The sequence below is a fragment of the Mesorhizobium sp. WSM4823 genome (genome assembly GCF_055811195.1).
On the sequence record NZ_JBVVQL010000014.1, the window covers coordinates 15368 to 40279 of the forward strand.

General features: G+C 62.0%; 30 protein-coding genes, 1 tRNA gene and 1 pseudogene. 17 read left to right on the forward strand and 15 right to left on the reverse strand.

From position 1 onward, the window contains the following. The first annotated feature begins 189 nt into the window (after window positions 1–189). Window positions 190–486 (forward strand): putative phage abortive infection protein, encoded by a 297-nt coding sequence (locus AC0L26_RS26335; protein WP_473635331.1) that lies wholly within the window; start codon window positions 190–192, stop codon window positions 484–486. Here the strand turns inward: AC0L26_RS26335 and AC0L26_RS26340 are convergent. The 6 genes from AC0L26_RS26340 to AC0L26_RS26365 form a co-directional block, all read right to left on the reverse strand. Beyond that, window positions 470–1834, reverse strand: coding sequence for a DUF1073 domain-containing protein (locus AC0L26_RS26340; RefSeq protein WP_473635203.1), 1365 nt, complete (start codon window positions 1832–1834; stop codon window positions 470–472). The two genes, AC0L26_RS26335 and AC0L26_RS26340, sit on opposite strands and share 17 nt — an antisense overlap. Continuing rightward, window positions 1831–3354 carry a phage terminase large subunit gene (gene terL, locus AC0L26_RS26345; RefSeq protein ID WP_473635204.1) on the reverse strand — a complete coding sequence of 508 codons (1524 nt, stop codon included), beginning with the start codon at window positions 3352–3354 and terminating at the stop codon, window positions 1831–1833. Before terL ends, AC0L26_RS26340 begins: the two co-directional genes overlap by 4 nt. Then, window positions 3278–3646 (reverse strand): hypothetical protein, encoded by a 369-nt coding sequence (locus AC0L26_RS26350; RefSeq protein WP_473635205.1) that lies wholly within the window; start codon window positions 3644–3646, stop codon window positions 3278–3280. The genes terL and AC0L26_RS26350 overlap by 77 nt, the downstream gene beginning before the upstream one ends. Before the next feature lie 515 nt (window positions 3647–4161). Further along, on the reverse strand, window positions 4162–4845 hold the full coding sequence (locus tag AC0L26_RS26355) for a hypothetical protein (protein ID WP_473635206.1): 684 nt from the start codon (window positions 4843–4845) through the stop codon (window positions 4162–4164). A gap of 6 nt (window positions 4846–4851) precedes the next feature. Next, entirely contained in the window at window positions 4852–5217 is a 366-nt protein-coding gene (locus tag AC0L26_RS26360; protein WP_473635207.1) for an A1S_2505 family phage non-structural protein, read from the reverse strand. Next, entirely contained in the window at window positions 5214–5552 is a 339-nt protein-coding gene (locus AC0L26_RS26365; RefSeq protein WP_473635208.1) for a hypothetical protein, read from the reverse strand. Before AC0L26_RS26365 ends, AC0L26_RS26360 begins: the two co-directional genes overlap by 4 nt. Between AC0L26_RS26365 and AC0L26_RS26370 the strand changes: the two genes are divergently transcribed. The 10 genes and pseudogenes from AC0L26_RS26370 (at window position 5536) to AC0L26_RS26415 (ending at window position 10717) form a co-directional block, all read left to right on the forward strand. After that, a complete protein-coding gene (locus AC0L26_RS26370) occupies window positions 5536–6042 on the forward strand; it encodes a hypothetical protein (protein WP_473635209.1) in 507 nt (168 codons plus the stop codon). The two genes, AC0L26_RS26365 and AC0L26_RS26370, sit on opposite strands and share 17 nt — an antisense overlap. Beyond that, a complete protein-coding gene (locus AC0L26_RS26375; protein WP_473635210.1) occupies window positions 6039–6305 on the forward strand; it encodes a hypothetical protein in 267 nt (88 codons plus the stop codon). The genes AC0L26_RS26370 and AC0L26_RS26375 overlap by 4 nt, the downstream gene beginning before the upstream one ends. After that, window positions 6302–6940, forward strand: a complete 639-nt coding sequence (locus AC0L26_RS26380; RefSeq protein ID WP_473635211.1) for a J domain-containing protein — start codon at window positions 6302–6304, stop codon at window positions 6938–6940. The genes AC0L26_RS26375 and AC0L26_RS26380 overlap by 4 nt, the downstream gene beginning before the upstream one ends. Further along, window positions 6937–7149 carry a hypothetical protein gene (locus tag AC0L26_RS26385; RefSeq protein ID WP_473635212.1) on the forward strand — a complete coding sequence of 71 codons (213 nt, stop codon included), beginning with the start codon at window positions 6937–6939 and terminating at the stop codon, window positions 7147–7149. The genes AC0L26_RS26380 and AC0L26_RS26385 overlap by 4 nt, the downstream gene beginning before the upstream one ends. After that, complete coding sequence (locus AC0L26_RS26390; RefSeq protein ID WP_473635213.1) at window positions 7149–7919, forward strand: DUF5131 family protein; 771 nt, start codon at window positions 7149–7151, stop codon at window positions 7917–7919. Before AC0L26_RS26385 ends, AC0L26_RS26390 begins: the two co-directional genes overlap by 1 nt. Continuing rightward, window positions 7919–8326: an HNH endonuclease gene (locus AC0L26_RS26395; RefSeq protein WP_473635214.1), complete on the forward strand. Its 408-nt coding sequence runs from the start codon at window positions 7919–7921 to the stop codon at window positions 8324–8326. The genes AC0L26_RS26390 and AC0L26_RS26395 overlap by 1 nt, the downstream gene beginning before the upstream one ends. After that, entirely contained in the window at window positions 8323–9228 is a 906-nt protein-coding gene (locus AC0L26_RS26400; RefSeq protein ID WP_473635215.1) for a hypothetical protein, read from the forward strand. Before AC0L26_RS26395 ends, AC0L26_RS26400 begins: the two co-directional genes overlap by 4 nt. Before the next feature lie 30 nt (window positions 9229–9258). After that, a pseudogene (locus tag AC0L26_RS26405) lies at window positions 9259–9423 on the forward strand (helix-turn-helix domain-containing protein); the annotation flags it as partial. Between the two features lie 14 nt (window positions 9424–9437). After that, on the forward strand, window positions 9438–10517 hold the full coding sequence (locus AC0L26_RS26410) for a site-specific integrase (protein ID WP_473635216.1): 1080 nt from the start codon (window positions 9438–9440) through the stop codon (window positions 10515–10517). 123 nt (window positions 10518–10640) lie between these two features. After that, window positions 10641–10717: transfer RNA gene (locus AC0L26_RS26415), tRNA-Pro, on the forward strand. Between the two features lie 103 nt (window positions 10718–10820). On the opposite strand, the gene AC0L26_RS26420 is transcribed toward AC0L26_RS26415, so the two are convergent. Then, window positions 10821–11648: an alpha/beta fold hydrolase gene (locus AC0L26_RS26420; RefSeq protein WP_473635217.1), complete on the reverse strand. Its 828-nt coding sequence runs from the start codon at window positions 11646–11648 to the stop codon at window positions 10821–10823. 130 nt (window positions 11649–11778) lie between these two features. Here AC0L26_RS26420 and AC0L26_RS26425 point away from each other — a divergent pair, with 130 nt between their 5' ends. Continuing rightward, entirely contained in the window at window positions 11779–12795 is a 1017-nt protein-coding gene (locus AC0L26_RS26425) for a GlxA family transcriptional regulator (RefSeq protein ID WP_473635218.1), read from the forward strand. 70 nt (window positions 12796–12865) lie between these two features. Here AC0L26_RS26425 and AC0L26_RS26430 read toward each other — a convergent pair whose 3' ends face one another. The 5 genes from AC0L26_RS26430 to AC0L26_RS26450 all read right to left on the reverse strand — a co-directional run bounded on the left by AC0L26_RS26430 (window position 12866) and on the right by AC0L26_RS26450 (window position 16185). Further along, on the reverse strand, window positions 12866–13249 hold the full coding sequence (locus AC0L26_RS26430) for a type II toxin-antitoxin system VapC family toxin (protein WP_473635219.1): 384 nt from the start codon (window positions 13247–13249) through the stop codon (window positions 12866–12868). Next, on the reverse strand, window positions 13246–13503 hold the full coding sequence (locus AC0L26_RS26435; RefSeq protein WP_473635221.1) for a type II toxin-antitoxin system Phd/YefM family antitoxin: 258 nt from the start codon (window positions 13501–13503) through the stop codon (window positions 13246–13248). Before AC0L26_RS26435 ends, AC0L26_RS26430 begins: the two co-directional genes overlap by 4 nt. A 243-nt stretch (window positions 13504–13746) precedes the next feature. Then, window positions 13747–14451 (reverse strand): DnaA regulatory inactivator HdaA, encoded by a 705-nt coding sequence (gene hdaA, locus AC0L26_RS26440; RefSeq protein WP_473635222.1) that lies wholly within the window; start codon window positions 14449–14451, stop codon window positions 13747–13749. A gap of 5 nt (window positions 14452–14456) precedes the next feature. Further along, the gene (locus AC0L26_RS26445; RefSeq protein WP_473635223.1) at window positions 14457–15656 is read right to left on the reverse strand and encodes an AI-2E family transporter; all 1200 of its coding nucleotides are present in this window, start codon (window positions 15654–15656) and stop codon (window positions 14457–14459) included. Continuing rightward, complete coding sequence (locus AC0L26_RS26450; RefSeq protein ID WP_473635332.1) at window positions 15628–16185, reverse strand: CDP-alcohol phosphatidyltransferase family protein; 558 nt, start codon at window positions 16183–16185, stop codon at window positions 15628–15630. Before AC0L26_RS26450 ends, AC0L26_RS26445 begins: the two co-directional genes overlap by 29 nt. Before the next feature lie 622 nt (window positions 16186–16807). Here AC0L26_RS26450 and purM point away from each other — a divergent pair. The 5 genes from purM (at window position 16808) to AC0L26_RS26475 (ending at window position 19818) form a co-directional block, all read left to right on the forward strand. Then, the gene (gene purM / locus AC0L26_RS26455) at window positions 16808–17872 is read left to right on the forward strand and encodes a phosphoribosylformylglycinamidine cyclo-ligase (RefSeq protein ID WP_473635224.1); all 1065 of its coding nucleotides are present in this window, start codon (window positions 16808–16810) and stop codon (window positions 17870–17872) included. Further along, window positions 17869–18579, forward strand: a complete 711-nt coding sequence (purN, locus tag AC0L26_RS26460) for a phosphoribosylglycinamide formyltransferase (RefSeq protein WP_473635225.1) — start codon at window positions 17869–17871, stop codon at window positions 18577–18579. Before purM ends, purN begins: the two co-directional genes overlap by 4 nt. 75 nt (window positions 18580–18654) lie before the next feature. Continuing rightward, window positions 18655–18945: a type II toxin-antitoxin system ParD family antitoxin gene (locus tag AC0L26_RS26465; protein ID WP_473635226.1), complete on the forward strand. Its 291-nt coding sequence runs from the start codon at window positions 18655–18657 to the stop codon at window positions 18943–18945. Then, window positions 18938–19231, forward strand: a complete 294-nt coding sequence (locus AC0L26_RS26470; RefSeq protein ID WP_473635227.1) for a type II toxin-antitoxin system RelE/ParE family toxin — start codon at window positions 18938–18940, stop codon at window positions 19229–19231. The genes AC0L26_RS26465 and AC0L26_RS26470 overlap by 8 nt, the downstream gene beginning before the upstream one ends. A 71-nt stretch (window positions 19232–19302) precedes the next feature. Then, window positions 19303–19818 (forward strand): SixA phosphatase family protein, encoded by a 516-nt coding sequence (locus tag AC0L26_RS26475; protein ID WP_473635228.1) that lies wholly within the window; start codon window positions 19303–19305, stop codon window positions 19816–19818. Between the two features lie 184 nt (window positions 19819–20002). Here AC0L26_RS26475 and AC0L26_RS26480 read toward each other — a convergent pair whose 3' ends face one another. The 3 genes from AC0L26_RS26480 to AC0L26_RS26490 form a co-directional block, all read right to left on the reverse strand. Further along, the gene (locus tag AC0L26_RS26480) at window positions 20003–20275 is read right to left on the reverse strand and encodes a DUF680 domain-containing protein (protein WP_473635229.1); all 273 of its coding nucleotides are present in this window, start codon (window positions 20273–20275) and stop codon (window positions 20003–20005) included. A gap of 407 nt (window positions 20276–20682) precedes the next feature. Continuing rightward, on the reverse strand, window positions 20683–22788 hold the full coding sequence (locus tag AC0L26_RS26485) for a molybdopterin-containing oxidoreductase family protein (protein WP_473635230.1): 2106 nt from the start codon (window positions 22786–22788) through the stop codon (window positions 20683–20685). A gap of 48 nt (window positions 22789–22836) precedes the next feature. Beyond that, window positions 22837–24714, reverse strand: coding sequence for an ABC-F family ATP-binding cassette domain-containing protein (locus AC0L26_RS26490; RefSeq protein ID WP_473635333.1), 1878 nt, complete (start codon window positions 24712–24714; stop codon window positions 22837–22839). Window positions 24715–24912 lie beyond the last annotated feature (198 nt).

Below are 24912 nucleotides of genomic sequence, written 5' to 3' on the forward strand. Positions count from 1 at the left end.
GCCCTCATGAGGGAGCTACGCTCTGAGGTGGAGTACAGTGCGAGTTTTCCGAATAGGCGGCAGACCAAGGGGCCAGACGCTTTGAAATCGGCCTTTGATGACTTCACGGTTTGGGCTGAGACTGCGACCCGGCATGGTCGACAGGTTACTGAAGAGGAGATAGCCGGCCTTTATGCTCGAGGTGTTCTCATGGATAGCGAAAACGCTTTGGGGCCATACTTTCGTTTGATCTACACGCTTTTGAGACGGGTTTCCGAAGACAGCTATCTTAGCGATGAGGACAAGCAGAGATACGGGAACCTTGTGAGGAGCCAACTCAGCACGGCAGAAATCGGTTTGGTCGGTCTGAACGCTTTAACGAAGCAATCCAACGATTTCCGAAAGTTCGTAATTGAATTTCGGATGCTGAAATACCTTACAAACGAACAACTACGATCGCTCTTGCGGCAATTCTATCCGAGTGAAGCCTTTAGCCCCCGCGACTAGCGCCTTCCTCCTCGATATCATCCTCAGGCAACTGAATTTCCTCATTCGATTCCTCAAGCGCCTGCTCAAGCCCCGGCCAGCGCCCGCTCTCAACCATGCGGTTCTGAACGGACTTCGCGAGCGCGTCGGCCGGCAGAAGCCCGCTATTCGCGTAAATCTGCGTCGTCTCGGCTTCGAGCTTGTCGACTTCGGCCTGTTCCTTATCGGTCGGCTGGAACAGCGGGTCCCAGTCATACCAGACGCCGGCCGGCCGCGAGCCGAGCGCCGAGCGGATCAGCATCTCATCAAGCGGCGTCAGCGCCGGCGAGAGAATGAGATCCTGCTTGGCGTTGACGTTGTCGTAGTAGTTGCGAAGGTCACCCTCGCCCGTGGCGTTCAGCCCCTTGGCGCTGGTCCCTATCAAGCGCGTAACCGGGATATCGGCAGCACCAGATAGGATCGTCAGCAGCAGCGTCACCACATCGGGGATACCGGTCCATGTGATCTGCTTCTGGTCCCACTCATCTTCCTTGTCGAGGAGGAGCACGTTTGAAATGCTCTTCAGCATCGCCGCCATGCGGAAGCGCTTGAGCATGACCGCTTCATACTCGGCGGTGGCCATGCCCATCATCATGTCGGGGACGCGGACAACGTCGATCTTGGCTTCCTGCATCAGGGCGCCGATGACGGCAGCACCTGCATCAGCGTTGCGAACCGCGTCCTCGAGGTGCATCCAGACACTATCGCCCCAGATCTCCTCGCCACCAAGGCGCGTCGCAGTCTTACGGCCGTTGAACAGGATCACGCGGGACGGGTGGAGCTTCGTCTGCTGCGCGCCCTCGGTGTTGATGGTCCAGTATTCCGGCTGGCCGTAGAACTCGCTCATCGGGTCGCGGATCATGCCGTGTGGATTGATGTCATCGTACCGGTGAAGCACGGTCAAAAACTTGACTGATCCTTTCCCGACGCGATTGATCGGCAATGGCGTCTCAGGCGCACCAGGCAATCCGCCCGGAATGATCACCGCGCCGCCGTAGAGCCGCGACCAGATCAGCGCCTGGCGCACCTTCTGCTTGGCCTGCAGGCGCTTCTCCTCGCCTTCCAATAGCTCGATCTGGTCATTGTCGGCCTGCCACGACCGCCACGCCCTGGTCGCGTCATCGGCGGGGATGTCGACGATCTTGCCGAACCAGGTGGAGGTCCGATACGCGGCCTCGAGGTCGACTTGCGAGCAATTCAGCAGATAGCTATTCGCCGCTGTCTTCGGATTGCCGAGCCCGAGCCCCGACAGGAGATTGGCGAAGCCATCCATGAACGTGACTGTGCCGTCGGCATGCATGCGCACGCGCGGCTTGACGAGATCGTTCATGCGAAGGCCTTTTGCATATCGGAGATGGTGTAGGTCAGGCTGCCCCCGCATATGTCGACGACCGCATCAATAAAGGGGTCGACCTGATCATCGAACGATCCATCTGGGAAAGCCGCGACCTCGGAGATGAATGCCGCCTTCCACTTCGCGCTTTTCGGGATGGCCACAAGGCCGGCAGCCGTCGCGGGCACAGCATCGAGCGCCCGCGTGTATTTGTCTTTCTCGCGTTGCAAAGCGACCACCGGGACGGACTTCCGCCGCACGGCTTGGATGAGACCTGTTCCGGAGACCTTATCCTCGACCACCATCTTTCGGAGATAGCCGAAGTGACCGACGTCCATGGCCTTGGCTGCGCTCCAAAGCGTCAGCGCCGTCGATTCCAGTTCCGGCGCCTCGAATCGGCCTCGCACCAGATCGAGCAGATAGGCCTTCCCGTCGACGCCGCATCCCCAATGCTCGAAGACGGTATAGTCGTTGCGCTCTTTCGTCTTTTGCGCGGTGTCGACGTAGATGGCCCGCCACGCTAGTTTCGGCTCGGTCTCGTATTCGGCAAGCCACTCCGTCTTGAACAGGTTTCCGCCGGCCATCACCGGGTTCTGCCCGTATTGTCCGGCATAGACGTGCTGTGCGCCCTGCAGCACCTTGATCTGATCGAGCGTGTGCTTCTCAGACCAAAGCGGCCCGTCTGGTAGGCCATGCTGGATCAGTGAGACGTTGCCTTGTGGAGCCTCACCCGGCCCGTCGATCAGGACAGGGAGGCACAGCAGATGCCAATGCTCGCCAGAATTCTCCAACAGGTGCGCCGTGAAGTCGTCGACATGCAATCGCTGCATGATGACGATGACTGGCACATCCTCATGCGCCAGACGGGATCTGAACGTGTTCTCCCACCGCTCATTGATGAACTTCCGCGTCGTATCGGAAGCCGCATCATCTGGCTTCAGCGGGTCATCTATGACCAATGCGCCGGTAAAGCCGGGTTCGGCAAGGATGCCGGCGCGAAAGCCGGTGATAGGCTCGCCAGACGCCGCGGCACGCAACTGGCCGCCACTGGTGGTTCGCCAAAGCCCCTTGGCCTTGGTGTCCATGCGGAGCGTGACAGGCCAGTGCGCCTGGTATCCCTCCAGGCTGAGGACGTCCTTGACCTTGCTCGAGTTGTCGAGCGCTAGCGCCTGCGCGTAGCTGGCATGAATGAACCGGGAGCGCGGGTTGATCGCGAAGCCGCGGGCAATGAAGTTCACAACCGCCAGCTCGGTTTTACCGTAGCCAGGCGGGATATTGATGATGAGCCGCTTGATCTCGCCAGAGAACACCCGGTCGAGGACCGAGCACATGACAGGATGGAATGGCGCGTCCGAGAACGGTTGTCCCTCCTTTTCAAGGAAGAACTTGCGAGTGAACTCCCGATGGGAGCCGAGAAGGTCTACCCTTTCAGCCTGACGGTCACTCTCCGTCCTGCGGCTCTCCCTCTCCTGGCGGATCGCCGTCAACAAGGCCGATCTGGACAAGTGCTCGTTCAAGGACTTCCAGCTCCTTATCGTCCATCCCTTTCAGTCGAGAGATATCAACCGTCTGGATAGGACCGCCGTTGCGGCCGGTATGCTGCATCGAAGCCAGCTTTGGATGGACATAGGGAGCTGCTGCCTTGGCCATGTCGTCTCGGCGTGACGCCTCCGCCTTCGCGTCGCGCATGACCTTCAGCATGTATTCGAGAGGCGTCGTCCCGCTCTTGGCGATCTCGCGCTCCCGACGCGCTGTAGCCCTGTTTGGCGTGCCTCTTGAGCGACCGCCCGTCTTCTTGCCGACAGCCATCTAACCTGATCTACTTTCCGTCTACTCTAGATGGAGCGGACATGCTGCAAGCCGTGCTGGATCGCGCAAGAGCGATCGTTATCGCTACATTGGCTCTGACCTCGGTAGCTGTCGCCGAAGACCGGTTCACGCTCCATCCGGGCAATGCTTCAGTGCAATTATTCCAAGAACCTGGTTCGAACCTGGCCGGACGCTGGACCATAGAGGCCTGGATTTTTGATACCCGACTTACCCACGCGGCATACTACACGGCCCGAGTCGAGTGGTTTCGAGATTACGGCGAACAGGTACTCTTGAAGCGAACTCCGTATCCGACAATTGGCGGAGTCAGCCCAGATGGCAACGCTCGATTTTTTCCTGTTTTGCCACCGCTAGGCCCTACAGCAAGGGTCTATCCACCGCACTACCACTGGCAGTTGGACGCTGCCAACGGCGATGTAAGATTTTGCCGGGAGACAATTGGTGGCGAAGTGCCCCTCCGATGGACATGCACCTCGCCGAACGAATAGACGGGCCTAAGCCGCTTCCTCCCGCCGCTTGGCCTCTTGCTGGCGCCGGCGCTCGTTGCGCTTGGCAGCCCAGCTAAAATCATCATGCTCCGATGAAAGGATCTTGGCGAAGGCGCCATCTGCGATCCAAGAATTGAGGCAGTCCCGTTCGCCCGCATCTTCTGTGATCGTAGCCGAAACATCGCTGATTTCATGGGTGAATGGCAACACCCGTATTTCGCGCGTTTCGTCATGCAAATCGCGTTTCCCGGCCAAATGATCGGAAATGCGCTGCAAGGCCCGGTCTTTTCGCCTCCGTCCGGTCTGCGGATGGATGCCTTCCACCTTGAAGCACCAACGCCGGAATGACTTGCCGCCGGCCTTGGCCCGAGCCCATGCCCATAGGGCGCGGCGCTCGGCATCATCATCCGTCGCCTTCAGCCAGTCGAAGATGGCTTCCATGGCGCTGATCTCGGCCGCACTGGGCATCGAGGCGATGCGCTCCCAGAATGCTTTGCGCTCGTCGGCGAGCGGATCTGCTTTGGGGTCGAGCTTGTCGCCGACTTCCTTCCGCCAGCCGAGTTTGTCGGAATAGGTGTGGACATAGGCGATCTGCTGCGCCCTCAGCGCTGCCGGGCCGACGTGCTCGTGCGAATTGCGGTCGATCTCCGCCGCTCGAATGAAGATTTCTGCTATCTCGCCGATGTTCATCCTCGCCTACTCCAGTTCCCTGAGCACAGCTTTGAACTCGTCAGGCAGCAAGACGTTGGAGGGCGCGTCCCGGAACATCGGTGCGATCTGCTCCGGTGTGTATCCGGCCAAGCCGCAGCCTATGGGCGTCAATTGGAACGTCAGTTCGGCATTCTCACGAGCGAACGATTTGAAGCGTTCCACGGCTTGCGCAATCTCCTCGAGCGGCAGAGTCTTTATCCGAGCATCCTTGGTCGGGATTCCGTAGCTGTTGCCTTGGAAGCCTTCCCCCCTCCCGTAAATCGCCCCCCGGTGGTGTTTCGCCCACAAAGCCGCACCCTTACCATGCCGTCCGGCTAGATTGCTTCCGAAGACAAATACTGGATCGCTCATGCCCGTCTCCGATCATCGTATAGGTCTGGCTGTATAGACCGCGGCCCATACGCCCGCCACATACGCTCATAAATAAGCCCAGCGAGTGCCCCGCGCATCGACACGAAGCCGCGAAGGTCATGCGTCAGCGCCTGGAGCTCGCCGACCGGCGTGGCGTCCCAGACAGCCAGCCATTTTGATGCATCCTCGACCCATTCCGGCTTGGCCCTGATCAGATCCGATGCGGCGCCGAATGCCGACGCCTCGAGCGCGGCTTTGTTGTTGTCCGTTTCGGCCAGCGTCGTCATGACCAGGCGAGCATGCTCTATGCCGTGCCGGGTGATGATCTTCGTCAACGCACCGACGGCGCGCGTCACCGCCCATGTGCTTCGCGAGACCGCCGCGCTGTCAGGCGGTGCCGCTGACGAGGCAGGAACCACAATTCAAGAACCGTCCGAGAATCCCCCCTCCTCGGATGGCGGCAGCGACGATGACGCCCTGTCCCCCGGCTCCGTCGCTGCCGATCAATCAGAGCCCGTTGGCAGGCCTGTGGAGGCCGGTGACATTGAAGCGCGGGAAGAACCCGGCGCGTCATCGGCCTCCGATCTCATCACGCGAAACAAGAAGGTCGAGTGCATCGACAAGTTCCTGCACGCGGCAACCGATCCTACGGCGACAACCGCCAAGGAGCGGCAAGACACGCTCATTTTCGCGAAAGATGTTTGGAAGGCGGAACTGCCGGATCATCTCGATTTCGTCAAAGCATGCACCGACACCGCAAACAAGGTGGTCAAGGGTGAGCTGCAGGCGGATGCCGCGCGGCGGTATCTTGAGGGCATGCTGTGATAGCCGCTCTGGAATTCATCTTCTCTGGCTTCTGGACGTTCGTCGGAACCGTCATCCTTCTGTCGATCATCGGGAAGTTTTCGGCTGTCGCATGGATTGGCACGGTTTCACTGATCCGAGGCATTCCTGTCCGGCTGTCCACATCATCGGACGCGCCGTCCACCGACGACATCGTTAAGGCGATGCGGCAGGCGATGGACGACGGCAAGTTCGATGCGCCGATTTCGCGCGTGCTCAACCGCAACGAACGGAGGCGGGCATGAGCGTTTCAGCCTATCCCCTCGCCTGGCCCGATGGCTGGCCGCGCACCCCGGCTGGCAAGCGCCAAGACAGCAAGAACCGGTTCAAGCGCACCGGACGCTGGAATTCGTCGCAATCGCCTTACTGGACCTTTGCCGAGGCGCGCGATGCGCTAGCCGAGGAATTGGACCGGATGGGCGCCCGCAACGTCGTGCTGTCCAGCAACTATGAAACGCGCCTAGATGGCCTACCGCGTGCCGGCGGCCGTGTCCCCGATGATCGTGGCGTCGCGGTCTACTTCACGCTGAAGGGCGTGCAGAAAGTCATGGCCTGCGACATGCACGTTCGGGCCGAAGAGAACATGCGCTCGATCGCGCTCGCTCTTGACGCCATGCGCGCCCTGGAGCGTCACGGCGGCGGCGTCATGATGGAGCGGGCCTTCGAGGGCTTCACCGCCCTACCAGGGCCTGGCGCAAAGCGTCATTGGCGCGAAGTGCTTGGTTTCGAGCCGGCCGCCGCCGTTTACGAAGCAGCCATCGACGCAAAATACCGCGATCTCGCAAAGAAGCATCACCCCGACCGGCCGGGCGGTTCGCACGATGCGATGGCAGAGCTAAGCCACGCGCGCGACGAAGCGTTGAAGGCGGTGCGGGCATGACCCTCACCTCGCTCATCCGCCGAACACTCGTCCAATGGGCTCTATGGCGCCAGCACCGCGAGACGCGCCGGGCTCTACCGCAATTGCGAGAACTCGACCGGCTCGAGGCCTCCTACCGAAAACAGCACCGCCGCGGATCGGCGAAGATCGTTCGGGCAAAGCGCGACGTCATCAATGCGGCTCTCGCGGGCAAGCGGAGGGCTGGTTGATGGGTGTCGTCACAAATATCGCCTGGACGGATTCGACTTGGAACCCCTGGATCGGGTGCCAGAAGGTCGGGCCTGGCTGCGACCATTGCTATGCCGAGGGCGTCAACAAACGCACCGGCGGCGCCAATTGGGGACCGGGCGCACCACGCAGGCCGACCTCAGCACATAACCTCAATGAGCCGGGCCGCTGGAATGCGAAGGCGAGGAAGTTCTTCGAAGCGCACGGCCGACGGCAGCGGGTGTTTGTCGCGTCAATGGCCGACATCATGGACAACGCCGTGGACATTGGCATGGCGCACCAGGCTTTCGCGATCATGGAAAGCAATACGGAGCTCGATTGGCAACCGCTAACCAAGCGCGTCGGCATTGTCGAAAAGCGCATACCGCCGCACTGGCTGAACGGAAAATGGCCGCGACATGTCGGGCTGATGATCACGGTCGTCAACCAGAACGAGGCCGATCGCGACGTTGATAAGCTTCGCGACCTGAAAGCGAGACTAGGCATTCCTTGGATCGGCATCAGCTATGAGCCGGCGCTTGGACCGATCGACTTCTCGCCATGGCTTGACGATCTCGACTGGATCATCTTCGGCGGCGAGAGCGGGGCCGGATGGCGCGATTGCGATCTAGAGTGGGCTCGCGACGTCCGCGATCAATGCGCGTTCTTCGGTGCGGCGTTTTTCATGAAGCAGGTTTCGGCCTTCAATCCGAAACACGAAGCAATTCCGGAAGACCTTCTTATCCGACAGTTTCCTGAGTGGGTGCGCTGATGGCGCGCACCGTGGCGGAATGGATCGGCAAAACCGACAACACCAAAGCGCCTCCGCGCGTCTGCCAGCGCGTGTTCGATCGTGACAAGGGCATCTGCCATTTCTGCGGCCAGCCTATTCAGCCAGGCCAGAAGGTCGAGACCGACCACATCAAAGCATTGATCAACGGCGGCGAGAACCGGGAAAGCAACCTCGCCCCGATCCACAAGAAGCCGTGCCACGCGATCAAGACCGCTGCTGACGTCGCCGACAAGGCCAAGGTCGCTGCTGTGCGAAAGAAGCACATCGGCATCACCAAGCCCGCCGGCAAGCTGTCTGGCCCGGCCTTCCCCAAATCGCCCAAGCCAGAACGCGAAGCCAAGGCAATGCCGCCGCGCCGGTCGCTGTTCAAAGGGATTTCGCCATGACGCACGCTCACGACGAACACGAAAACGAACTGGCTGCATCTCCCTCTGAAGATATGGCTGTGGCGCTGAAGGCGATCGAAGTTAGCGTTAAGCCGATGCGCCTGAGTGACGGCCGCTGCGACTATTTCGTATCGTTTAAGCATGGCGAACGTGATGTCACGCCGCACTGTTTTCGTGAGCGGTTCAAGGCGGAATACCATGTTGCGCTGTACAGATGGTTGTTTGGTCAGGGCGGCAAGCCGAGCCTCATGGAATTCAACGAGGGCGAGTGGCCGGCACGTGGATACACCGCCGAAGAACGCCAAGCATTCGCCGCTCTCGCATCACAGCCTGTTCCTGCTGTAGCGGTGAAGGAATCGCTGCAGGCTCGCGTCCAGCCTTGGATGATGGCGTGCTTTGGTGCCGAGATCAGCGCCGACAAGGTGGAGCGCGGCGACAGGCTCTTGGAGGAAGTCTTCGAACTACTCCAGTCGGGCGGCTACGATCCGGCTCGCGTTCTGGCGTTGCGGGACTATGTTTGGAACCGCGAAGCTGGCGATCCGTCCCAAGAAGCCGGAGGCGTCATGATCACGCTGGCGGCATACTGCCTCGCCCACGATCTCGACATGCACGAGGCCGGCGAAACCGAACTGGCGCGAATCTGGACCAAGGTCGACAAGATCAGGGCGAAGCAAGCAGCCAAGCCTGTCGGGTCAGCACTGCCTGTTGCCCTCGCCCTCGCCCTCGCCCCGGCCCAGGCAGTGCCGGATATGGTGGAGCAGCTTCGCGAAGCACTGAAACATGCGCGATTGCGAGTTGAAACGCTGCTGGATGAGATCGACGCCGATGATGATGGAATTCTCGGTGAAATCGATGTCGCCCTCGCCGGTCAAGTGTCTCTCCCAGCAAGGAGGCAGGGATGAGCGCCCCTGTGGATAGCGGGGATATCGGGCATGGCTAAGTCCCTCCTCTCCCCGGAAGAGGCGGCTCGGGAACTATGCATATCCGAGAAGCAGCTGCGGGCGCTCGCTTGCGCCGGCCGAATTCGATACGTCAATATCGGGCTGGGCGAGAAACGAGAAGCACGGCGGTATGATCCGGCCGACCTGGAAGAGTTCCGAGAGGCTCGCAAATGTCTGTTTTCAAGCGCCCCGGCCAATCGGAATACTCGTACGACTTCCGTTATCGACGCCAGCGATTTTCAGGCCCGACTGGATGCACGTCGAAGCGCGAGGCTGAAAAAGTCGAGCAATCCGAAAAAGATCGGCTAAAGGCTCTCCAGTTCGATGCGTCCAAGCCGCTGGCATTCAAAGCCGCCGCGGCACAATACTGGAACGAGGTCGGCAATTTCCACCGCAACAGCGTCGACACGCTGCGATCGCTGGAATGGCTGCAAGACCAAATCGGCGCCTCGACCCTGATATCCACCATCACAGACGCCACGGTCGCCAAGGCGGTTGCCAAGAGGCGCGGTGAAGGAGTTTCGGCCGCCACGGTCAACCGGAGCGTCTGCGAACCCCTGCGGGCTCTGTTGCGGCGCGCGAGGCGCACATGGAAGCAGTCCGTCGAAGATATCGAGTGGAAGGACCATTTCCTGAAGGAACCGCAGGAGCGGGTCAGGGAGGCCACGGCGGAGGAAGAAGCCAAGTTCATGGCGGCCATTCGTGGCGACTATGCGCCAGCCCTTCGGTTTGCGCTCCTGTCAGGTTGCCGGCGGGCTGAGATCGTCGGTCTCCAATGGAAGGATGTCGATTTCTTCAACCGCGAATTCCGGGTCACCGGCAAGGGCGAGAAGACGCGGACTGTCCCTATGACAGCGGCGATCTATGCTCTGCTCTGGGATCTGAAGAATCACCACAAGACGGCGGTGTTTACCTACGTCGTCAAGCGCCCGCGCGAAGGCGTCACCAAGGGTGAACGCGAGCCGATATCGATGGAAGGCTTCAAGACGGAATGGCGCCGCACCAAGGGCCGAGCCGGCGTTGAGGACTATCGTTTCCACGACAATCGCCACACCGCGGCAACGCGCCTGGTGCGCGCGACGGGCAACTTGAAAGCGGCTCAGAAGCTCTTGGGTCATTCCGAACTGGCGACGACCTCACGCTATTCGCACCTTACCAAGGACGATCTGCGGGCAGCTATGGAAGCGAGCGAAGCAGCGCAGATCGTGAAGCCGGCGGATGCGCCAGCGGCCGAGGAGAACAAGAAATGAACTCCCGTGGCACTTTGCGTGGGACTTTCTATTCCGTTCCCTGCCACTGTATGCCGTTCGTTCTCCTATTGCCTTTCCCGGCGAGCCTCTGTAGAAGCCGCAAACCCAAGCAATTCTTGGTGTCGGAGTGTAGCGCAGCCTGGTAGCGCATCTGGTTTGGGACCAGAGGGTCGGGAGTTCGAATCTCTCCACTCCGACCATTCATTCATCGCAATCATCAGCCGTGCTGCCGGTGCACCTGCGCCGGACTGCGGCCGACGGGCAGCCCGGATTTCCGAGCGTGCCCGCCTGAAGCTCCGAGCGTCAGCTTTGGATGAACGCGAGGAGATCCGGATTGATGATCTCCGGGTGGGTGGTGCACATTCCGTGCGGAAGGCCCTTGTAGACCTTGAGCGTGCCTTGCTTCACGAGCTTGGCTGCAAGCAGAGCGGAGTCGGCGATCGGCACGATCTGGTCGTCATCGCCGTGCATGATCAGGACGGGCACGTCGATCTTCTTCAGGTCGTCGGTGAAGTCGGTTTCGGAAAAAGCCTCGATGCAGTCATAATGAGCCTTGGCTCCGCCCATCATGCCCTGGCGCCACCAATTATCGACAGCCCCTTGCGAGACCTTGGCGCCCTGGCGGTTGAAGCCGTAGAACGGGCCGGCCGGCACATCCCTGTAGAACTGGGCGCGGTCAGCGACCAGAGCGGCACGGAAGCCGTCGAAGACCGCAATCGGCAGACCGCCGGGGTTGCTGTCGGTCTTGACCATGATCGGCGGCACCGCGCCGATCAGCACCGCCTTGGCGACGCGTCCTTCGCCACCGTAGCGAGCAACGTAACGCGCCACCTCGCCGCCGCCGGTCGAGTGGCCGATGTGAACGGCATCTTTCAAATCCAGATGGGCAACCAGGGCTGCGACGTCGGCGGCGTATGTGTCCATCTCGTTGCCGGTCGCCGTCTGTGTCGAGCGGCCATGCCCGCGCCGATCATGCGCGATGACGCGATAACCCTTGTCGAGGAAGAACAGCATCTGGTTGTCCCAGTCATCGGCGCTGAGCGGCCAACCGTGATGAAACACGATTGGCTGGCCTGTGCCCCAATCCTTGTAGAAAATCTCGGTGCCGTCTTTGGTGGTGAATGTGCTCATCATCGTGCTCCTTGATGTGGATAGCTGAAGTTGTTGGGGGGAAGGTTCGTTTCCTTCTGTGGACAAGCTACTGCAACGGCGTCATGGTGACGATTGGCAAAACAGACATTTGACACGGCAAAACTGACAGATGGTTGCGGCACGCGATACGGTCGAAATCGGCCTCGTTGTTTATCCCGGCGTTCAGGAAGCGGCTGTTCTTGGGCTGACCGATCTCTTCCAGCTGGCCAACCGCCTGGCTGCCGAACGCTCGCCGGACGCGCTGAGGCTTCGTGTCAGCCATTGGCAATGGCAGGAGGCGAACCAAACGATCATCCGCACCTTCGACAGCGAGCCCGACGACAGCGACCCCGGCCCTGGCAATGGACCGGCCATGGTCATCTTGCCTCCGACCCTAGGTGATCCGATCCCCCGAGAGTCGGCCGCGCCCTATGCCGGCTGGCTCACGGCCCGCCATGCGGCGGGCGCGACGCTCGGCTCGGTCTGCGCCGGCGCCTTCGTGCTTGCCGAGACCGGCCTGCTGTCGGGTCGTGCTGCAACCACGCATTGGGCCTATCGCGACGCGCTGGCGATGCGCTTCCCCGACATCGCACTGGATGCCGACAAACTGGTCATCGACGATGGCGACATCATCACCGCCGGCGGCTACATGGCATGGACCGATCTCGGCCTAAAACTCGTCGACAGGGTGCTTGGGCCGACCGTCATGATGGACACCGCCCGCTTCATGCTGGTGGATCCGCCGGGGCGCGAACAGCGCTTCTACAGCCCCTTCGCTCCCAGGCTGAACCATGGCGACGAAGCCATTCTCAAGGTGCAGCACTGGCTCCAGGCGAGAGGCGCGCGCGATGTGACGCTTGCCACCATGGCGGAGCATGCGGCCCTGGAGGAGCGGACTTTTTTGCGCCGCTTTCGCAACGCTACCGGCCTCAAGCCGACCGAATATTGCCAGTACCTGCGCGTCGGCAAGGCGCGTGAGATGCTGGAAGCGACGACCCGATCAATCGACCAGATCGCCTGGGATGTCGGCTATGACGATCCCGGCTCCTTCCGCAAAGTGTTCGCCAGGATAACCGGGCTCGTGCCGGGCGATTACCGCAGGCGCTTTGGCGTCGAACGGACAGCGCTTGCGGGCGGCGGGAACTGAACGTGGGAGCGGTGGCGGCTCGACCTGGGCAGCAAAGCAAAATCGCGCCTATGGTCCTTGCTTTGCTTCCTTAGAGAGCGCTCTCGATATCGGTCCTCGAAAAATCGTCGCCGACATAAAGCAGGCGACAGGCATGTTCCTTCGCCACCTCATAGGCGAAGCAGTCACCGAAATTGAGCGCGGCCGGGTGAATGCCTTTACCCCATTTTGCGTAGGCCTCGGCGATGCGACGCGCAGAAGCCGGCGTCACTGCCGCAATTTCGAAACCAAGCCCGTCGATCAGTCCGGAAAGCTCTTCGCCGACATTGCGCCGCGCCGCGACGATCAGCGCTTCGGCCACGGTGCCGGCGGAAATCAGAATGTCGTCTTCTGCCTCGAGCGCCGCGATGCAGGCATCAGCCTCCGGCTCGTCAAGAACGATCGCCATCAGCGCCGAGGTATCGACCACGATCATTCGGGCAGGCCATCGTCGCCGTAGAGGAAATCCTGGCTTCGCGCGGCAGATGGCCCGGCCTTTGCCCTCGCGGCGCCGGATGCCCGCATCGCCTCCAGCAATGCCCGGCGGCTTTTCCTGTCCGGCATCGCCTTGACGGGAACCAGACGCACGGCCGCGTGACCGTGACGGGTCAGAATGATCTCGTCACCTGCCTCGGCACGACGCACCAATTCTGTCAGCTGTCCCTTGGCGTCTGTAACGGATACCTGCATCAGCCGCTCCTTTATAGACCATCCTCTGGTCCATGCTTGCAGGTGAAAATAGACCATTCAACGGTCCATTACAACGGCCAAAGGTAAGCTCGCCGGGAAGAGAACCCCAACCGCCTCAACTCCCGGCGAGCCTACAACCTGATTTGATACGCAATCAGGACCGGGGTTAGCCGGCAAGGCTGACATTGCAAGACAGATGCCAGCACTGGTTTCCCGAAATGGGACACCAGGGAGTTAGTCGTATCAAATCTCGAACTCGCCCTGCCCCTCATCCATGGCGCTGACGGTTTCGGCGGCGAGTGCTCTCGTGATTGGCGTCTTGCGCTCGAGCGCGGTGCGGTCGAGCCGCTCCACCACCCGCATCGCGGTGGCCAGCGAGCGTTCGATGCGGCGCACCAGATACTGCACGACATGCGGCTCTACCTCGACCTGACGGTCGGCGAACAGTTTGGTGATGACACCCGCCAGCAAGAGATCGTCCGGCTCGTGGATCTCGACTGTCGCCGCCGCCTTCAGTCGCGAGGCGAGGTCCGGGAGCCTGACGCCCCAGGCGGACGGAAAGCGCCGCGCGGTCAAGAGCAAGGTCGAGCCGGCCCCGCGCACCGCGTTGATCAGATGGAACAGCCCCTCTTCATCGACCGGACCGGCATCGACATCGTCGATCAGGGCCGGACGCGCGCCGAGGCTCGCGATGCAGTCGCCGATGCGCCCGGCGTCGACTGCCACAGCCCCGGCGCGGGCGCGCCAGATCGACGCCAGGTGGGTTTTTCCAGAGCCTGCCGGGCCGGCGAGCACAACCACCGCCGACGGCCAGTCCGGCCAGCGATCGACTAACGCCGCCGCCTGGCTGTTGGTGCCGGAGACGACGAGCTCGTCGCGCGAATAGCCGGTGCCGTGGCCGAGATCGAGCGGCAACTGGCGCGGCGGATCGATCTTGTTGTCCGGCATCTAGCTCAACTGCGCGGCCCGCTGCTCCCGCGGCGACGCGCCGGCAGCGGCGGGACAGGTTCGGTGCTGTGGCCCTTGTAGAGCGGCGATTCGAGATAGCGGGAAATGGCAAAGCGCACCAGAACGGCAACGGCGGCGGAGGCCGGCACGGCGATGAGCAGGCCGACGAAGCCGAACAGCGCACCGAAGGCAAACAGCGAAAACATCAGCCAAACCGGGTGCAGGCCGACGCTTTTGCCGACCAGCCTCGGCTGCAGGATGTTGCCCTCGATGAACTGGCCGACGAAGAACACGCCGGCCACCGCCGCGATCATGGTCCAGTCCGGCCAGAACTGAACGAAGGCGACGCCGACGGCCAGCACCAGCCCGGTCAGCGAGCCGACATAGGGGATGAAGGAGATCAGTCCGGCGAACAGGCCGATGAGAATGCCGAAATTCAGGCCGGTCAACGTCAGGCCGGTGGCATACATGGCGCCCAGCACCAGGCACAGCGTGCCCTGGCCGCGCACAAAACCGGCGGTGGCAGTGTTGATGTCGTTGGCAATCGCCCTAACGGTCTTGACATAGTCGCGCGGCACCCAGCTGTCGACGATCGCCACCATGCGGTCCCAGTCGAGCAGCATGTAAAAGGCAACGACTGGTGTCACCACGAACAGGCTGACCACCGACACCAGCGCCACGCCGGAGCTCCATATCGAGGTGAACACCGTGGTCAAAAGCCCGAAGCCGGAGGTCAGCAGCGAATTCAGCCCTTCGCGCAGGCCATTGGCGTCGACGCCGAATTTCTCTTCCAGCCATCTCGGATCGAAGCTGGTGATCAGGGTCTGCAGCCGGGTCAGGTATTCCGGCAGCTTGCTGGCAAAATCGGCCATCTGCGAGGCCAGCACTGGAACCAAAATGACGAAGGCCAGCACCAGAACGACGATGAAGGCAAACAGGATGACGACCGTCGCCATCAGCCTGGACAGGCCGAGCCGCTGCAGCCGGTCGGCGACCGGGTCGAGGAAGTAGGCGAGCACCATGCCTGCGACGAACGGCAGAAGGATGCCGCTGAAGACGTAGAGGAAGACCGCGAGGATGATGGCGCTGATCAGCCAGAAGCGGATTTGGCGGCGAAACACGCCAGACGCGGCGGCATCGGCCGCCGCAGCCTCGGCTGCCGCGTCGATGTCCTGGTCAGGTACCCGGTGTGGAGCCTTCGCCATAGCCGCTCATATGCCTCAGCCAAGCCACGAGATAGGCCGCGGCCGAAGCCACGGTCAAGACCCCGGACAGCAATATGAGCACCGGCCTGAGCGGATCGAGGTCGAGGGCGAGAGCCAGTTCGCCGAGCACCACCGCCGCCAGCACGATCTGGATGGCGGTATTGGCTTTCGACACGAGCAGCGGCTTCATCTCGACCGGGTGGGTCATGACGGTGGATAAAACGACGGCGCAGACGATCAGCGCATCGCGCGACACCATGGTGACGACCAGCCACAGCGGCAATTCACCGATAAAGCCCAGCACCACGAACACCGAGACCAGCAGCAATTTGTCGGCCATCGGATCGAGATAGGCGCCAAGCCGCGAAAACTGATTGAAATGGCGGGCGATGAAACCGTCGACGCCGTCGGAAATGCCGGCGATCAGGAAGCCGGCGAAAGCCCAGTCCCAGTGCGACTGCAGCATGGCCAGCACCACGCCCGGCACCAGCACGAAACGCATGATCGTGATCATGTTGGGGATGGTCAAACGCATGTCCCGTCGTTTCTGTTTTAATGATACATGATGGAGATAAGACGCTAGGGCAAGTGGCGACGCTCTCTCCTCGCTCACCTGCTCCACCCCAGACCGAAAAAATGAACCTAACGAATGACGATGGCACAGAGATTTACAATCGCCCTGCGTGTCACACTTTGCTATTTGGCCGGGGTAACAGAAAGCCTCCTAGCTTTCGCATCTTTTACAACTCCACACCGCGACGCGTCGATGCATGACCTTTTGATCAGTTTCGTTTTTGCCTTAGTGGTCGGCCTTCTGGCGTCTTGGCCTCTTTGTCTGGTGGCTACCGCCGTGGCGTTCGTTTTCGGTCGGTCAGTCGCCGTAAACCCGGGCGTTTGGACCGTGGTGGCAAGTTTGATCGCCGCCGGTTTCTCCTACGGGGCCCTCCCGAGCGACGAGGTCCGGTCCTTTGCGACCGTCGGTGCCCTCGCCGCTGCGCTGGCGGGCGTTTCTTTCTACTGCTGGAGCGTAGGGAGTCCGGTTCGGCCGATCTCCAATTGAACATCGCCATCGCTCGCTTGCCTTGCGAGGCAAAAGCGTTCATGCGAAGAGCCCTCAAGCAAGTGGAAACAGAGATGAGCAGGCGCCAGAAATGAGCAAGCGCAAGAACGGGCTCACCTATGCCGAGGCGGGTGTCGACATCGATGCCGGCAATCTCATGGTCGAGAAGATCAAACCGCTGGTGCGCGCGACGCGCCGGCCGGGCGCCGATGGCGAGATCGGCGGCTTCGGCGGCCTGTTCGACCTCAAGGCCGCCGGCTTCTCCGACCCGGTACTGGTCGCCGCCAATGACGGCGTCGGCACCAAGCTGAAGATCGCCATCGATGCCGGCAAGCACGACACGATCGGCATCGACCTCGTCGCCATGTGCGTCAACGACATCGTCGTGCAGGGCGCCGAGCCCTTGTTCTTCCTCGACTATTTCGCCACCGGCAAGCTCGATCCCGACCAGGGTGCGGCGATCGTCGGCGGCATCGCCGAGGGCTGCCGGCAGGCCGGATGCGCGCTGATCGGCGGCGAGACGGCGGAAATGCCCGGAATGTATCACGGCAAGGACTACGACCTTGCCGGCTTTGCCGTGGGCGCGGCCGAACGCGGCCAGCTGCTGCCGACCGACGACATCGTCGAGGGCGACGTGCTGTTGGGGCTGGCCTCGTCGGGCCTGCATTCGAACGGCTTTTCGCTGGTCCGCCGCATCGTCGCCACCAGCGGCCTTTCGTGGGCCGATCCGGCGCCCTTCAATGATGAAGCCACGCTGGCCGAAGCGCTGCTCGAGCCGACCCGCATCTACGTCAAGTCGATCCTCAAGGCGATCCGCGGCACGCATGGCATCAAGGCGCTGGCCCACATCACCGGCGGCGGCTTTCCTGAAAACATTCCGCGCGTCCTGCCGAAGGATTTTTCGGCCGAGCTCGACCTCGACGCCATCGAGGTGCCGCCGGTGTTCTCGTGGTTGTCAAAGACCGGCGGGGTAGCACCTGAAGAGATGATGCGTACCTTCAATTGCGGCGTCGGCATGATCCTCGCCGTCGCCTCCGGCCAGGCCGCACAGGTCGCGGCCGTGCTGCAGGAGGCGGGCGAGACCGTAACGCCGATCGGCCGCATCGTGCCGCGCCGCGACGCCGGCGTGATCTATCGGGGCTCGATCGGCCTATGAGGATGCGCAAACGCACTGTGGTGCTGATTTCGGGACGCGGCTCCAACATGACGGCGCTGATCGCCGCGGCGAGCAACCCGGATTATCCGGCTGAGATCATCGGCGTCATTTCCGACCGGGCCAATGCTGCTGGTCTCGGTATCGCGACGGCGCGCGGCATCGCCACCAAGGTGATTTCGCGAGCCGACTATACCAGCAAGGAAGCGCATGACCGGGCGATCGACGCGGCACTTGTCTCGTTCGGCGCCGAGATCGTGGCGTTGGCCGGTTACATGCGAATTCTTGGCGCGCGCTTCGTCGAGAAATGGCTGGGACGGATGATCAACATCCACCCTGCCCTGCTGCCGGCCTTCAAGGGCCTCGACACCCATGCGCGCGCGCTGCGCGCGGGCACGCGCATCCATGGCTGCACGGTGCATTTCGTAACGCTCGATATGGACGACGGGCCGATCATCGCCCAGGCTGCCGTACCGGTGATGGTCGGCGACAATGAGGATACGCTGGCCGCCCGCGTGCTGAAGGCGGAGCACAGGCTTTATCCGCTGGCACTCGGGCTGGTCGCCGAGGGCAAGGCACGGATGGAAGATGGCCGCACCGTGCTTGCCCACTTCGCCGACGATGCCGACAACAGCACCTCCGTGGTGATGGCGCCTGATCCGCTACGCGAGGAGAGCGATCTCGAGCACCTGGCGCGCATCACGCCCTGAGCGCCCGTCCCGAAGGCTGTTGTCGTTGAAATTGGTAGCAAATATTGCTACCCACTCTCTTGAGGAGAGATTTTGATGGCGACAGTCGAGAAAGTCAGCGTGGCGCTTTCCCCCGAGCTGCTGGATATGGTCAAGGGCGCCGTGGCCAGCGGGCAATATGCGTCGGCGAGCGAAGTGATCCGCGAGGCGCTGCGCGAATGGCGGCTGCGCCAGCCCTTGCGCGAGGCCGAAGCAGAACGGCTCCGCAAGGCTTGGACTGAGGGACTGGAAAGCGGTCCGTTCGCACCTTTCGACATCGAGGACATCAAGCTGAAGGCGCACAGCCGGTTCAGCGACGCTGCCAAAAAAACACAGCGGAATGGCTGACATCCTCATTGTCCGCAGCCCGGCCGCCGAAAACGATCTGATCGAAATCTGGTTTGGCATTGCGACGGACAGCCCGCTTGCCGCGGATCGCTTTCTGGACGCCATAGCGGCGCGCATCTTGCAATTGGCCAGCTTCCCTGAATCCGGCCCCAAGAGACCGGACATCGGCGCCGAGGTGAGAGCGCTGACGGCCGGCAATTATCTCGTGCTTTATCGCTTGGCGGAACAACGCGTCGAGGTCGTTCGCGTCGTGCATGGCGCACGCGACGTCTCGGCGCTATTTTGAAAGATCATGGCAACTGCGATTGGCAGTAGCTGGCGCGCATCACGCCCCGAGCAGAGGCTGGCATGGCGACAATGAAACAACTCCTTCTTTTGCGTCACGCCAAGTCGAGTTGGGACGATCCTGACCTCATCGACTTCGACCGGCCGCTTTCCGGGCGCGGCCTGAAGGCCGCCCCGCTGATCGGGCGCGAATTGGCCAGGCAGGGCTGGCTGCCCGATCTGGCGCTGGTGTCGCCGGCGCTGCGCGCCCGCGACACATGGCGGCTGGTCTCGGCGGAATTGCCGGCGAAAACGCCGGCCAAATTTGTTCAGGCCCTCTATGAGGCCAGTGCGGCAGACGTTCTCGCCAAGATACGGCAGGCAAATGCGGGGACAAGCAGCCTTTTGGTGATTGGCCACAATCCCGGCCTGGAGGAATTCGCGCGCCAGTTCGCCGGCGCCGGATCAGATGCCGAGGCACTCAAAAAGCTTGAAGAAAAATTCCCGACGGCGGCCCTTGCCCGCTTCGTTTTCGACGGCAGTTGGGCACGGCTGGCCCTCGGCGATGCGCGGCTGACGCACTGCGTTTGGCCGAAGGATCTGCGCTAGCGCTTGATCCGAGGATCGACCGATTTTTGCTGCGCTGACCTTCGGTCTCGGAAAGCATCCTGCGCAAAATTAGCCGCCCTCTGCGCGCCTAAGAAACGGGCGGCGCTGCAAACTATGATCTGATTACGCAAAAGCAAGAACGGCGGGTCAAACCCGCCGCTCTTTGTGCCCGGAGTTTGAGGGCTTAACGGCCCCAGTTGCCCCGCCCGGATTGAGGCGCGACGGACTGATCCGCGCCGTACGGAGTCGTCGTCGAATTGGTGTTGACGGCGTTGTGCTCAGCCGGGAACAGCTTACGGATCGAACCCGTGAAGGTGTTATCGACGTTGGCAGCCTGGCCAGTGGTAACGGGCGCCGCCGGCTGATTGACGCCGTCCGAACCATAGTGGTCGCTGCCGGCAAAGGCACTGCCTGTGGCAATAAGGATGGCAGCGGCGGTAAGAGCAATCTTGGTCATTTCAGGTACTCCAGTATTTTCATGTTTTTCAGTGTTGTGTCCGTTTGGTGGCGTGCCTTGGGAGGATTTCGCGTCGTTCGGACCACCCCGAAGTGGGTTGGCATTGCCGCGATTTCCAATCACGAAGATGTTCCGCCCGCACCTGGAATGGGACGCTTGAAATCCGCTAAAGGGCTTCCTCCGCCACAATTTTTAGATTTGATTTCAAATCGTTGCGCGAATTTGCATGCCGCGGAACTTAGTATTGGCCGAGCCAGCGTTCACACCATCCTGCACGATGCGTCAATAGAAACGAACCGATCGGTTCGATTTCATAACAGAGTTACGACAGAGTGAAGAGTGAAAGAGACGCCCTCAGTCGCCCCAAGCGCCACGAGCGTCCCGGCACCCAGTTGGCTCCTGCAACCTCAAAGCGCGCGCAGCCAGACCTTATTGTCGTGGAAAGCCGCACCGCCATAGGGCGCCGGCGCGTCGGCGCCGGTCAGGACGTTGATGCCCTCGCCGCGCTCGTGGGCGCTGTTCGGCCAGATGCCTTCGGCGACCACGACGCCGCGCTTGATGCCGTAGAACAATCTTGCGTGCAGCACGACTTCGCCGCGCGCATTACCGACTTCGACACGGCCGCCGTCGGCCAGCCCGAGTCCAGCCGCATCGTCGGGATGCAGCAAAAGTTGCGGCCGGCCCTCCTTGGCCTTCGACACCGGCGTCTCCGAAAACGTCGAGTTGAGGAAATTGCGCGCCGGCGAGGTGGCCAGCCGGAACGGATGCGCCGCATCCGCCACCTCGATCAGGTCGATATGGTCGGGAAATTCCGGCAGGCTTGCCAACGGCCCGAACAGGCCCATGCTTTTCGGCGGCCGGTTGGGCGCCGCCTGCCCGGTCCAGTCGGCGCGGAAGTGGAATTTTCCGTCCGCGTGGCCGAAGCCGTTGATAAAATGCGCCGCCTCGAAATCCGGCTGCAAATCGACCCACTTTTCTTCCTTGAGGCTGGAAAAACTGCCCAGGCCGCGCTTGCCCAAGATGATGTCGATATGCTGCTGCTCGGTCATGCCGAAGCCAGGCTTGTCGCCGACACCCAGCCTTTTGCCGAGTTCCTCGATGACGAAATGGTTGGTACGCGGCCCTTCCGGCGGGTCGATCAGCTTCGGACCGAGCGTGATGTGCTGATTGCCGCCGCCCTTGTAGACGTCGTCATGCTCGAGAAACATCGTCGCCGGCAGCACGACATCGGCGAGTTTTGCAGTGTCGGTCATGAACTGCTCGTGCACGCAGGAAAACAGGTCGTCGCGTAGAAAACCTTGCTTCACCAGCCGCTGCTCCGGCGCGACATTGACCGGATTGGTGTTCTGGATCAGCAGCGCCGTCACCGGCGGACCGCCATAGAGCGCATCCGCCGCGCCGGTCAGCACCGGGCCGATGCGCGAATGGTCGAGATGGCGGATCGCGGGGTCGCGCATCCGCGTGCCTTCCAGCACTTCCTGGTTGAGCTTGAAGATGCCCGAATTGGAATGGAAGGCGCCGCCGCCCTCATACTGCCAGCAGCCGGTGACCGCGGCGATCGAGGCGGCGGCATGCATGTTGACCGAACCGTTGCGCTGGCGCGAAAAGCCGTAGCCGAGGCGGAAATAGGTTTTCTTCGTCGTGCCTACGAGGCGGGCGAAGGCCTCGATCTCGTCGACAGAAAGTCCGGTGATATCAGCCGCCCATTGCGGCGTCCTGGTCTGAAGATGCGCTTCCAGACCGTGCGGGTCGTCGGTGTATTTCTGGAGATAGGCGCGGTCGGCCAGGCCGTCACGAAACAGCAAATGCATCACCGCGCAGGCCAGCGCGCCGTCGGTGCCGGGCTTCAGCACCAGACCGAGATCGGCCTGCTTCATCGTCGCGTTCTCATAGACGTCGATGACGACGATCTTGGCGCCGCGTTCCTTGCGCGCCTTGATCGCGTGGGTCATGACGTTGACCTGGGTGACCACGGCATTGGTGCCCCAGATCACCACACAATCGGATTTGGCCATCTCGCGCGGGTCGGGACCGCGCAAGGCCCCTGCCCCCATCATCCAGCCGGTCCAGGCCAGGTTGGTGCAGATCGAACTGAAGAAGCCGGAATATCTTTTTGCATGGCGCAGCCGTTCGATGCCGTCGCGTTGCACCAGCCCCATTGTGCCGGCATAGTAATAGGGCCAGACCGTCTCCGAGCCGTATTTTGCCTCGGCCGCGATGAATTTTTCGGCGACGAGGTCGAGTGCGGCCTCCCAGCTCGCTTCCTTCCAGGCGCCCTCGCCCTTGGCGCCGGCACGGATCAGCGGCTTCAGCAAGCGGTCGGGATGATGGACGCGGTCGGCATAGCGGGCGACCTTGGCGCAGATGACGCCTGATGTGTAACTGTTGGCCTTGGCGCCGTGGACGCGGCCGATGCGTCCCGCATCGAGCAATTCGACTTCGAGCGCGCAGGTCGACGGGCAATCATGCGGACAGGCCGAATGGCCGATCCTGAGCTTGGCGTGTTGGTTCATGAGGCCAAACTAGCCGTTTATGGCAGCGGCGTGTAGGGCCAGATGGCGCTACTCCGCCGTGCCTTCCTCATATTCCGCCGACATCGACAGCCATTTTTCCTCGTGGGCGGCCAGCGTCTGGGCCAGTTGCGAGCGCTCCTTGGCCAGCCGTGTCGCGGTCGAGGGATCCTTTTCATAGACTGCCGGATTGGCGAGTTCGTCTTCGATCAGGTCGATGCGGTTGCGGATGCGGTCCATCAACGCTTCGGTGGCGCGGATCTCCTTGGCCAGCGGCTCGAAGGCGGCGCGGCGTGCGGCCGCATCGCGGCGGCGGTCGGCCTTCGAGGCCTTTTCCGCCTCGCGCTTGCCGCGTCGGTCGCCGGAGACACCGGTGACCAGCGTCTTGTAATCCTCGAGGTCGCCATCATAGGGGTTGACCGCGCCGTCCTTGACCAGCCACAGCCGGTCTGCCGTCGCCTCGAGCAGATGGCGGTCGTGCGAGATCAGGATGACGGCGCCAGGAAACTCGTTCAGCGCATGGATCAGCGACTCACGGCTGTCGATGTCGAGATGGTTGGTCGGCTCGTCGAGGATGAACAGGTTCGGCCCCTCGAAAGCCGACAGGCCCATCAGGAGGCGCGCCTTCTCGCCACCGGACAGGTCCTTGGCGGCGGTGTTCATCTTCTCGGTGGTCAGCCCGAACTGTGCGACGCGGCCGCGTACTTTCGATTCCGGCGCTTCAGGCATCAGCCGACGGACATGCTCATAGGCGTTTTCGTTCGGCCGGAGATCGTCGAGCTGGTGCTGGGCGAAGATGGCCACTTTCAGGCCGGGCGCCACCGTCATCGTGCCGCTTTCCTGCTTCAGGCGGCCCGACAGCAATTTGGCGAAGGTCGACTTGCCGTTGCCGTTGGCGCCGAGCAGCGCGATGCGATCGTCGGCATCGATGCGCAGCGTCATTTTCTTCAGGATCGGCTCGCCCTCGGTGTAGCCGACATTGACATTGTTCAGCGCGATGATTGGCGATGCGACCGTCTTCACCGGCTCGGGAAAGGAGAACGGCCGCACGTTATCGTTCACGATCGCGGCGATCGGCTTCATCTTTTCCAGCGCCTTGATGCGGGACTGTGCCTGCCTCGCCTTCGAAGCCTTGGCGCGGAAGCGCTCGACGAAGGATTCCATGTGCTTGCGCGCGGCTTCCTGCTTGACCCTGCCCTTCTCCTGCAATTCGCGCTGCTCGGTGTATTGCCGTTCGAACTGGTCGTAGCCGCCGCGCCAGAAGGTCAGCTTCTTCTGGTCGAGATGGACGATCGAGTTGACGGCGCGGTTGAGCAGGTCGCGGTCGTGCGAGATCAAAAGCACGGTGTGCGGATATTTCGACACGTAGTTTTCCAGCCACAGCGTGCCTTCGAGGTCGAGGTAGTTGGTCGGCTCGTCGAGCAGCAGCAGATCGGGCTCGGCAAACAGCACTGCCGCCAGCGCCACGCGCATGCGCCAGCCGCCGGAGAAGGACGAGGCCGGCCGCCTCTGGGCGGCATCGTCGAAGCCGAGGCCTGCGAGGATGGTGGCGGCGCGCGATTCGGCCGAATGGGCGTCGATGTCGGCCAGCCGCATGTGGATGTCGGCAATGCGGTGCGGATCGGTCGCCGTCTTTTCTTCATCGAGCAATGCGGAGCGTTCAAGGTCGGCCTTGAGCACGATCTCGATCAGCGGCTCCTCCGTGCCGGGCGCTTCCTGCGCCACCTGGCCGATGCGCGTGTTCTTCGGCAGGCTGATCGATCCCGTCTCGGAGGCGAAATCGCCGGTGATCGCCTTGAACAAAGTGGTCTTGCCGGTGCCGTTGCGGCCGACAAGCCCAGCCTTGCTGCCGGCCGGCAAAGTCAGCGAGGCATGGTCGAGAAGCAGGCGTCCGGCCATGCGGAGCGAAAGGTCGTTGATGATCAGCATGGCCGCGCTTTTGCACGGGACGTCGGCGCTTCGCAAGGCCTTGGGGGCCGGTTGGCCGCATAAGGCCATGAAAACGGCCGGCGCCAGCAGGTTGCCTGATGCCGTGGCCGGCTCGCCGGACAAGAGGTCACCCCGCATTCGGGCTGGAACCTGTCGCGACGACCAAATGATGGCGCCTGGCGAGCATTAACCTCTCGC

Excerpts from the sequence above, each read along its gene's own strand:
- AC0L26_RS26335 (WP_473635331.1), top strand. The coding sequence starts at position 190 with ATGGATAGCGAAAACGCTTTGGGGCCATACTTTCGTTTGATCTACACG.
- AC0L26_RS26340 (WP_473635203.1), bottom strand. The coding sequence starts at position 1,834 with ATGAACGATCTCGTCAAGCCGCGCGTGCGCATGCATGCCGACGGCACA.
- AC0L26_RS26350 (WP_473635205.1), bottom strand. The coding sequence starts at position 3,646 with ATGGCTGTCGGCAAGAAGACGGGCGGTCGCTCAAGAGGCACGCCAAAC.
- AC0L26_RS26355 (WP_473635206.1), bottom strand. The coding sequence starts at position 4,845 with ATGAACATCGGCGAGATAGCAGAAATCTTCATTCGAGCGGCGGAGATC.
- AC0L26_RS26360 (WP_473635207.1), bottom strand. The coding sequence starts at position 5,217 with ATGAGCGATCCAGTATTTGTCTTCGGAAGCAATCTAGCCGGACGGCAT.
- AC0L26_RS26380 (WP_473635211.1), top strand. The coding sequence starts at position 6,302 with ATGAGCGTTTCAGCCTATCCCCTCGCCTGGCCCGATGGCTGGCCGCGC.
- AC0L26_RS26385 (WP_473635212.1), top strand. The coding sequence starts at position 6,937 with ATGACCCTCACCTCGCTCATCCGCCGAACACTCGTCCAATGGGCTCTA.
- AC0L26_RS26390 (WP_473635213.1), top strand. The coding sequence starts at position 7,149 with ATGGGTGTCGTCACAAATATCGCCTGGACGGATTCGACTTGGAACCCC.
- AC0L26_RS26395 (WP_473635214.1), top strand. The coding sequence starts at position 7,919 with ATGGCGCGCACCGTGGCGGAATGGATCGGCAAAACCGACAACACCAAA.
- AC0L26_RS26400 (WP_473635215.1), top strand. The coding sequence starts at position 8,323 with ATGACGCACGCTCACGACGAACACGAAAACGAACTGGCTGCATCTCCC.
- AC0L26_RS26410 (WP_473635216.1), top strand. The coding sequence starts at position 9,438 with ATGTCTGTTTTCAAGCGCCCCGGCCAATCGGAATACTCGTACGACTTC.
- AC0L26_RS26420 (WP_473635217.1), bottom strand. The coding sequence starts at position 11,648 with ATGAGCACATTCACCACCAAAGACGGCACCGAGATTTTCTACAAGGAT.
- AC0L26_RS26425 (WP_473635218.1), top strand. The coding sequence starts at position 11,779 with ATGGTTGCGGCACGCGATACGGTCGAAATCGGCCTCGTTGTTTATCCC.
- AC0L26_RS26430 (WP_473635219.1), bottom strand. The coding sequence starts at position 13,249 with ATGATCGTGGTCGATACCTCGGCGCTGATGGCGATCGTTCTTGACGAG.
- AC0L26_RS26435 (WP_473635221.1), bottom strand. The coding sequence starts at position 13,503 with ATGCAGGTATCCGTTACAGACGCCAAGGGACAGCTGACAGAATTGGTG.
- hdaA (WP_473635222.1), bottom strand. The coding sequence starts at position 14,451 with ATGCCGGACAACAAGATCGATCCGCCGCGCCAGTTGCCGCTCGATCTC.
- AC0L26_RS26445 (WP_473635223.1), bottom strand. The coding sequence starts at position 15,656 with ATGGCGAAGGCTCCACACCGGGTACCTGACCAGGACATCGACGCGGCA.
- purM (WP_473635224.1), top strand. The coding sequence starts at position 16,808 with ATGAGCAAGCGCAAGAACGGGCTCACCTATGCCGAGGCGGGTGTCGAC.
- purN (WP_473635225.1), top strand. The coding sequence starts at position 17,869 with ATGAGGATGCGCAAACGCACTGTGGTGCTGATTTCGGGACGCGGCTCC.
- AC0L26_RS26465 (WP_473635226.1), top strand. The coding sequence starts at position 18,655 with ATGGCGACAGTCGAGAAAGTCAGCGTGGCGCTTTCCCCCGAGCTGCTG.
- AC0L26_RS26470 (WP_473635227.1), top strand. The coding sequence starts at position 18,938 with ATGGCTGACATCCTCATTGTCCGCAGCCCGGCCGCCGAAAACGATCTG.
- AC0L26_RS26475 (WP_473635228.1), top strand. The coding sequence starts at position 19,303 with ATGAAACAACTCCTTCTTTTGCGTCACGCCAAGTCGAGTTGGGACGAT.
- AC0L26_RS26480 (WP_473635229.1), bottom strand. The coding sequence starts at position 20,275 with ATGACCAAGATTGCTCTTACCGCCGCTGCCATCCTTATTGCCACAGGC.
- AC0L26_RS26485 (WP_473635230.1), bottom strand. The coding sequence starts at position 22,788 with ATGAACCAACACGCCAAGCTCAGGATCGGCCATTCGGCCTGTCCGCAT.
- AC0L26_RS26490 (WP_473635333.1), bottom strand. The coding sequence starts at position 24,714 with ATGCTGATCATCAACGACCTTTCGCTCCGCATGGCCGGACGCCTGCTT.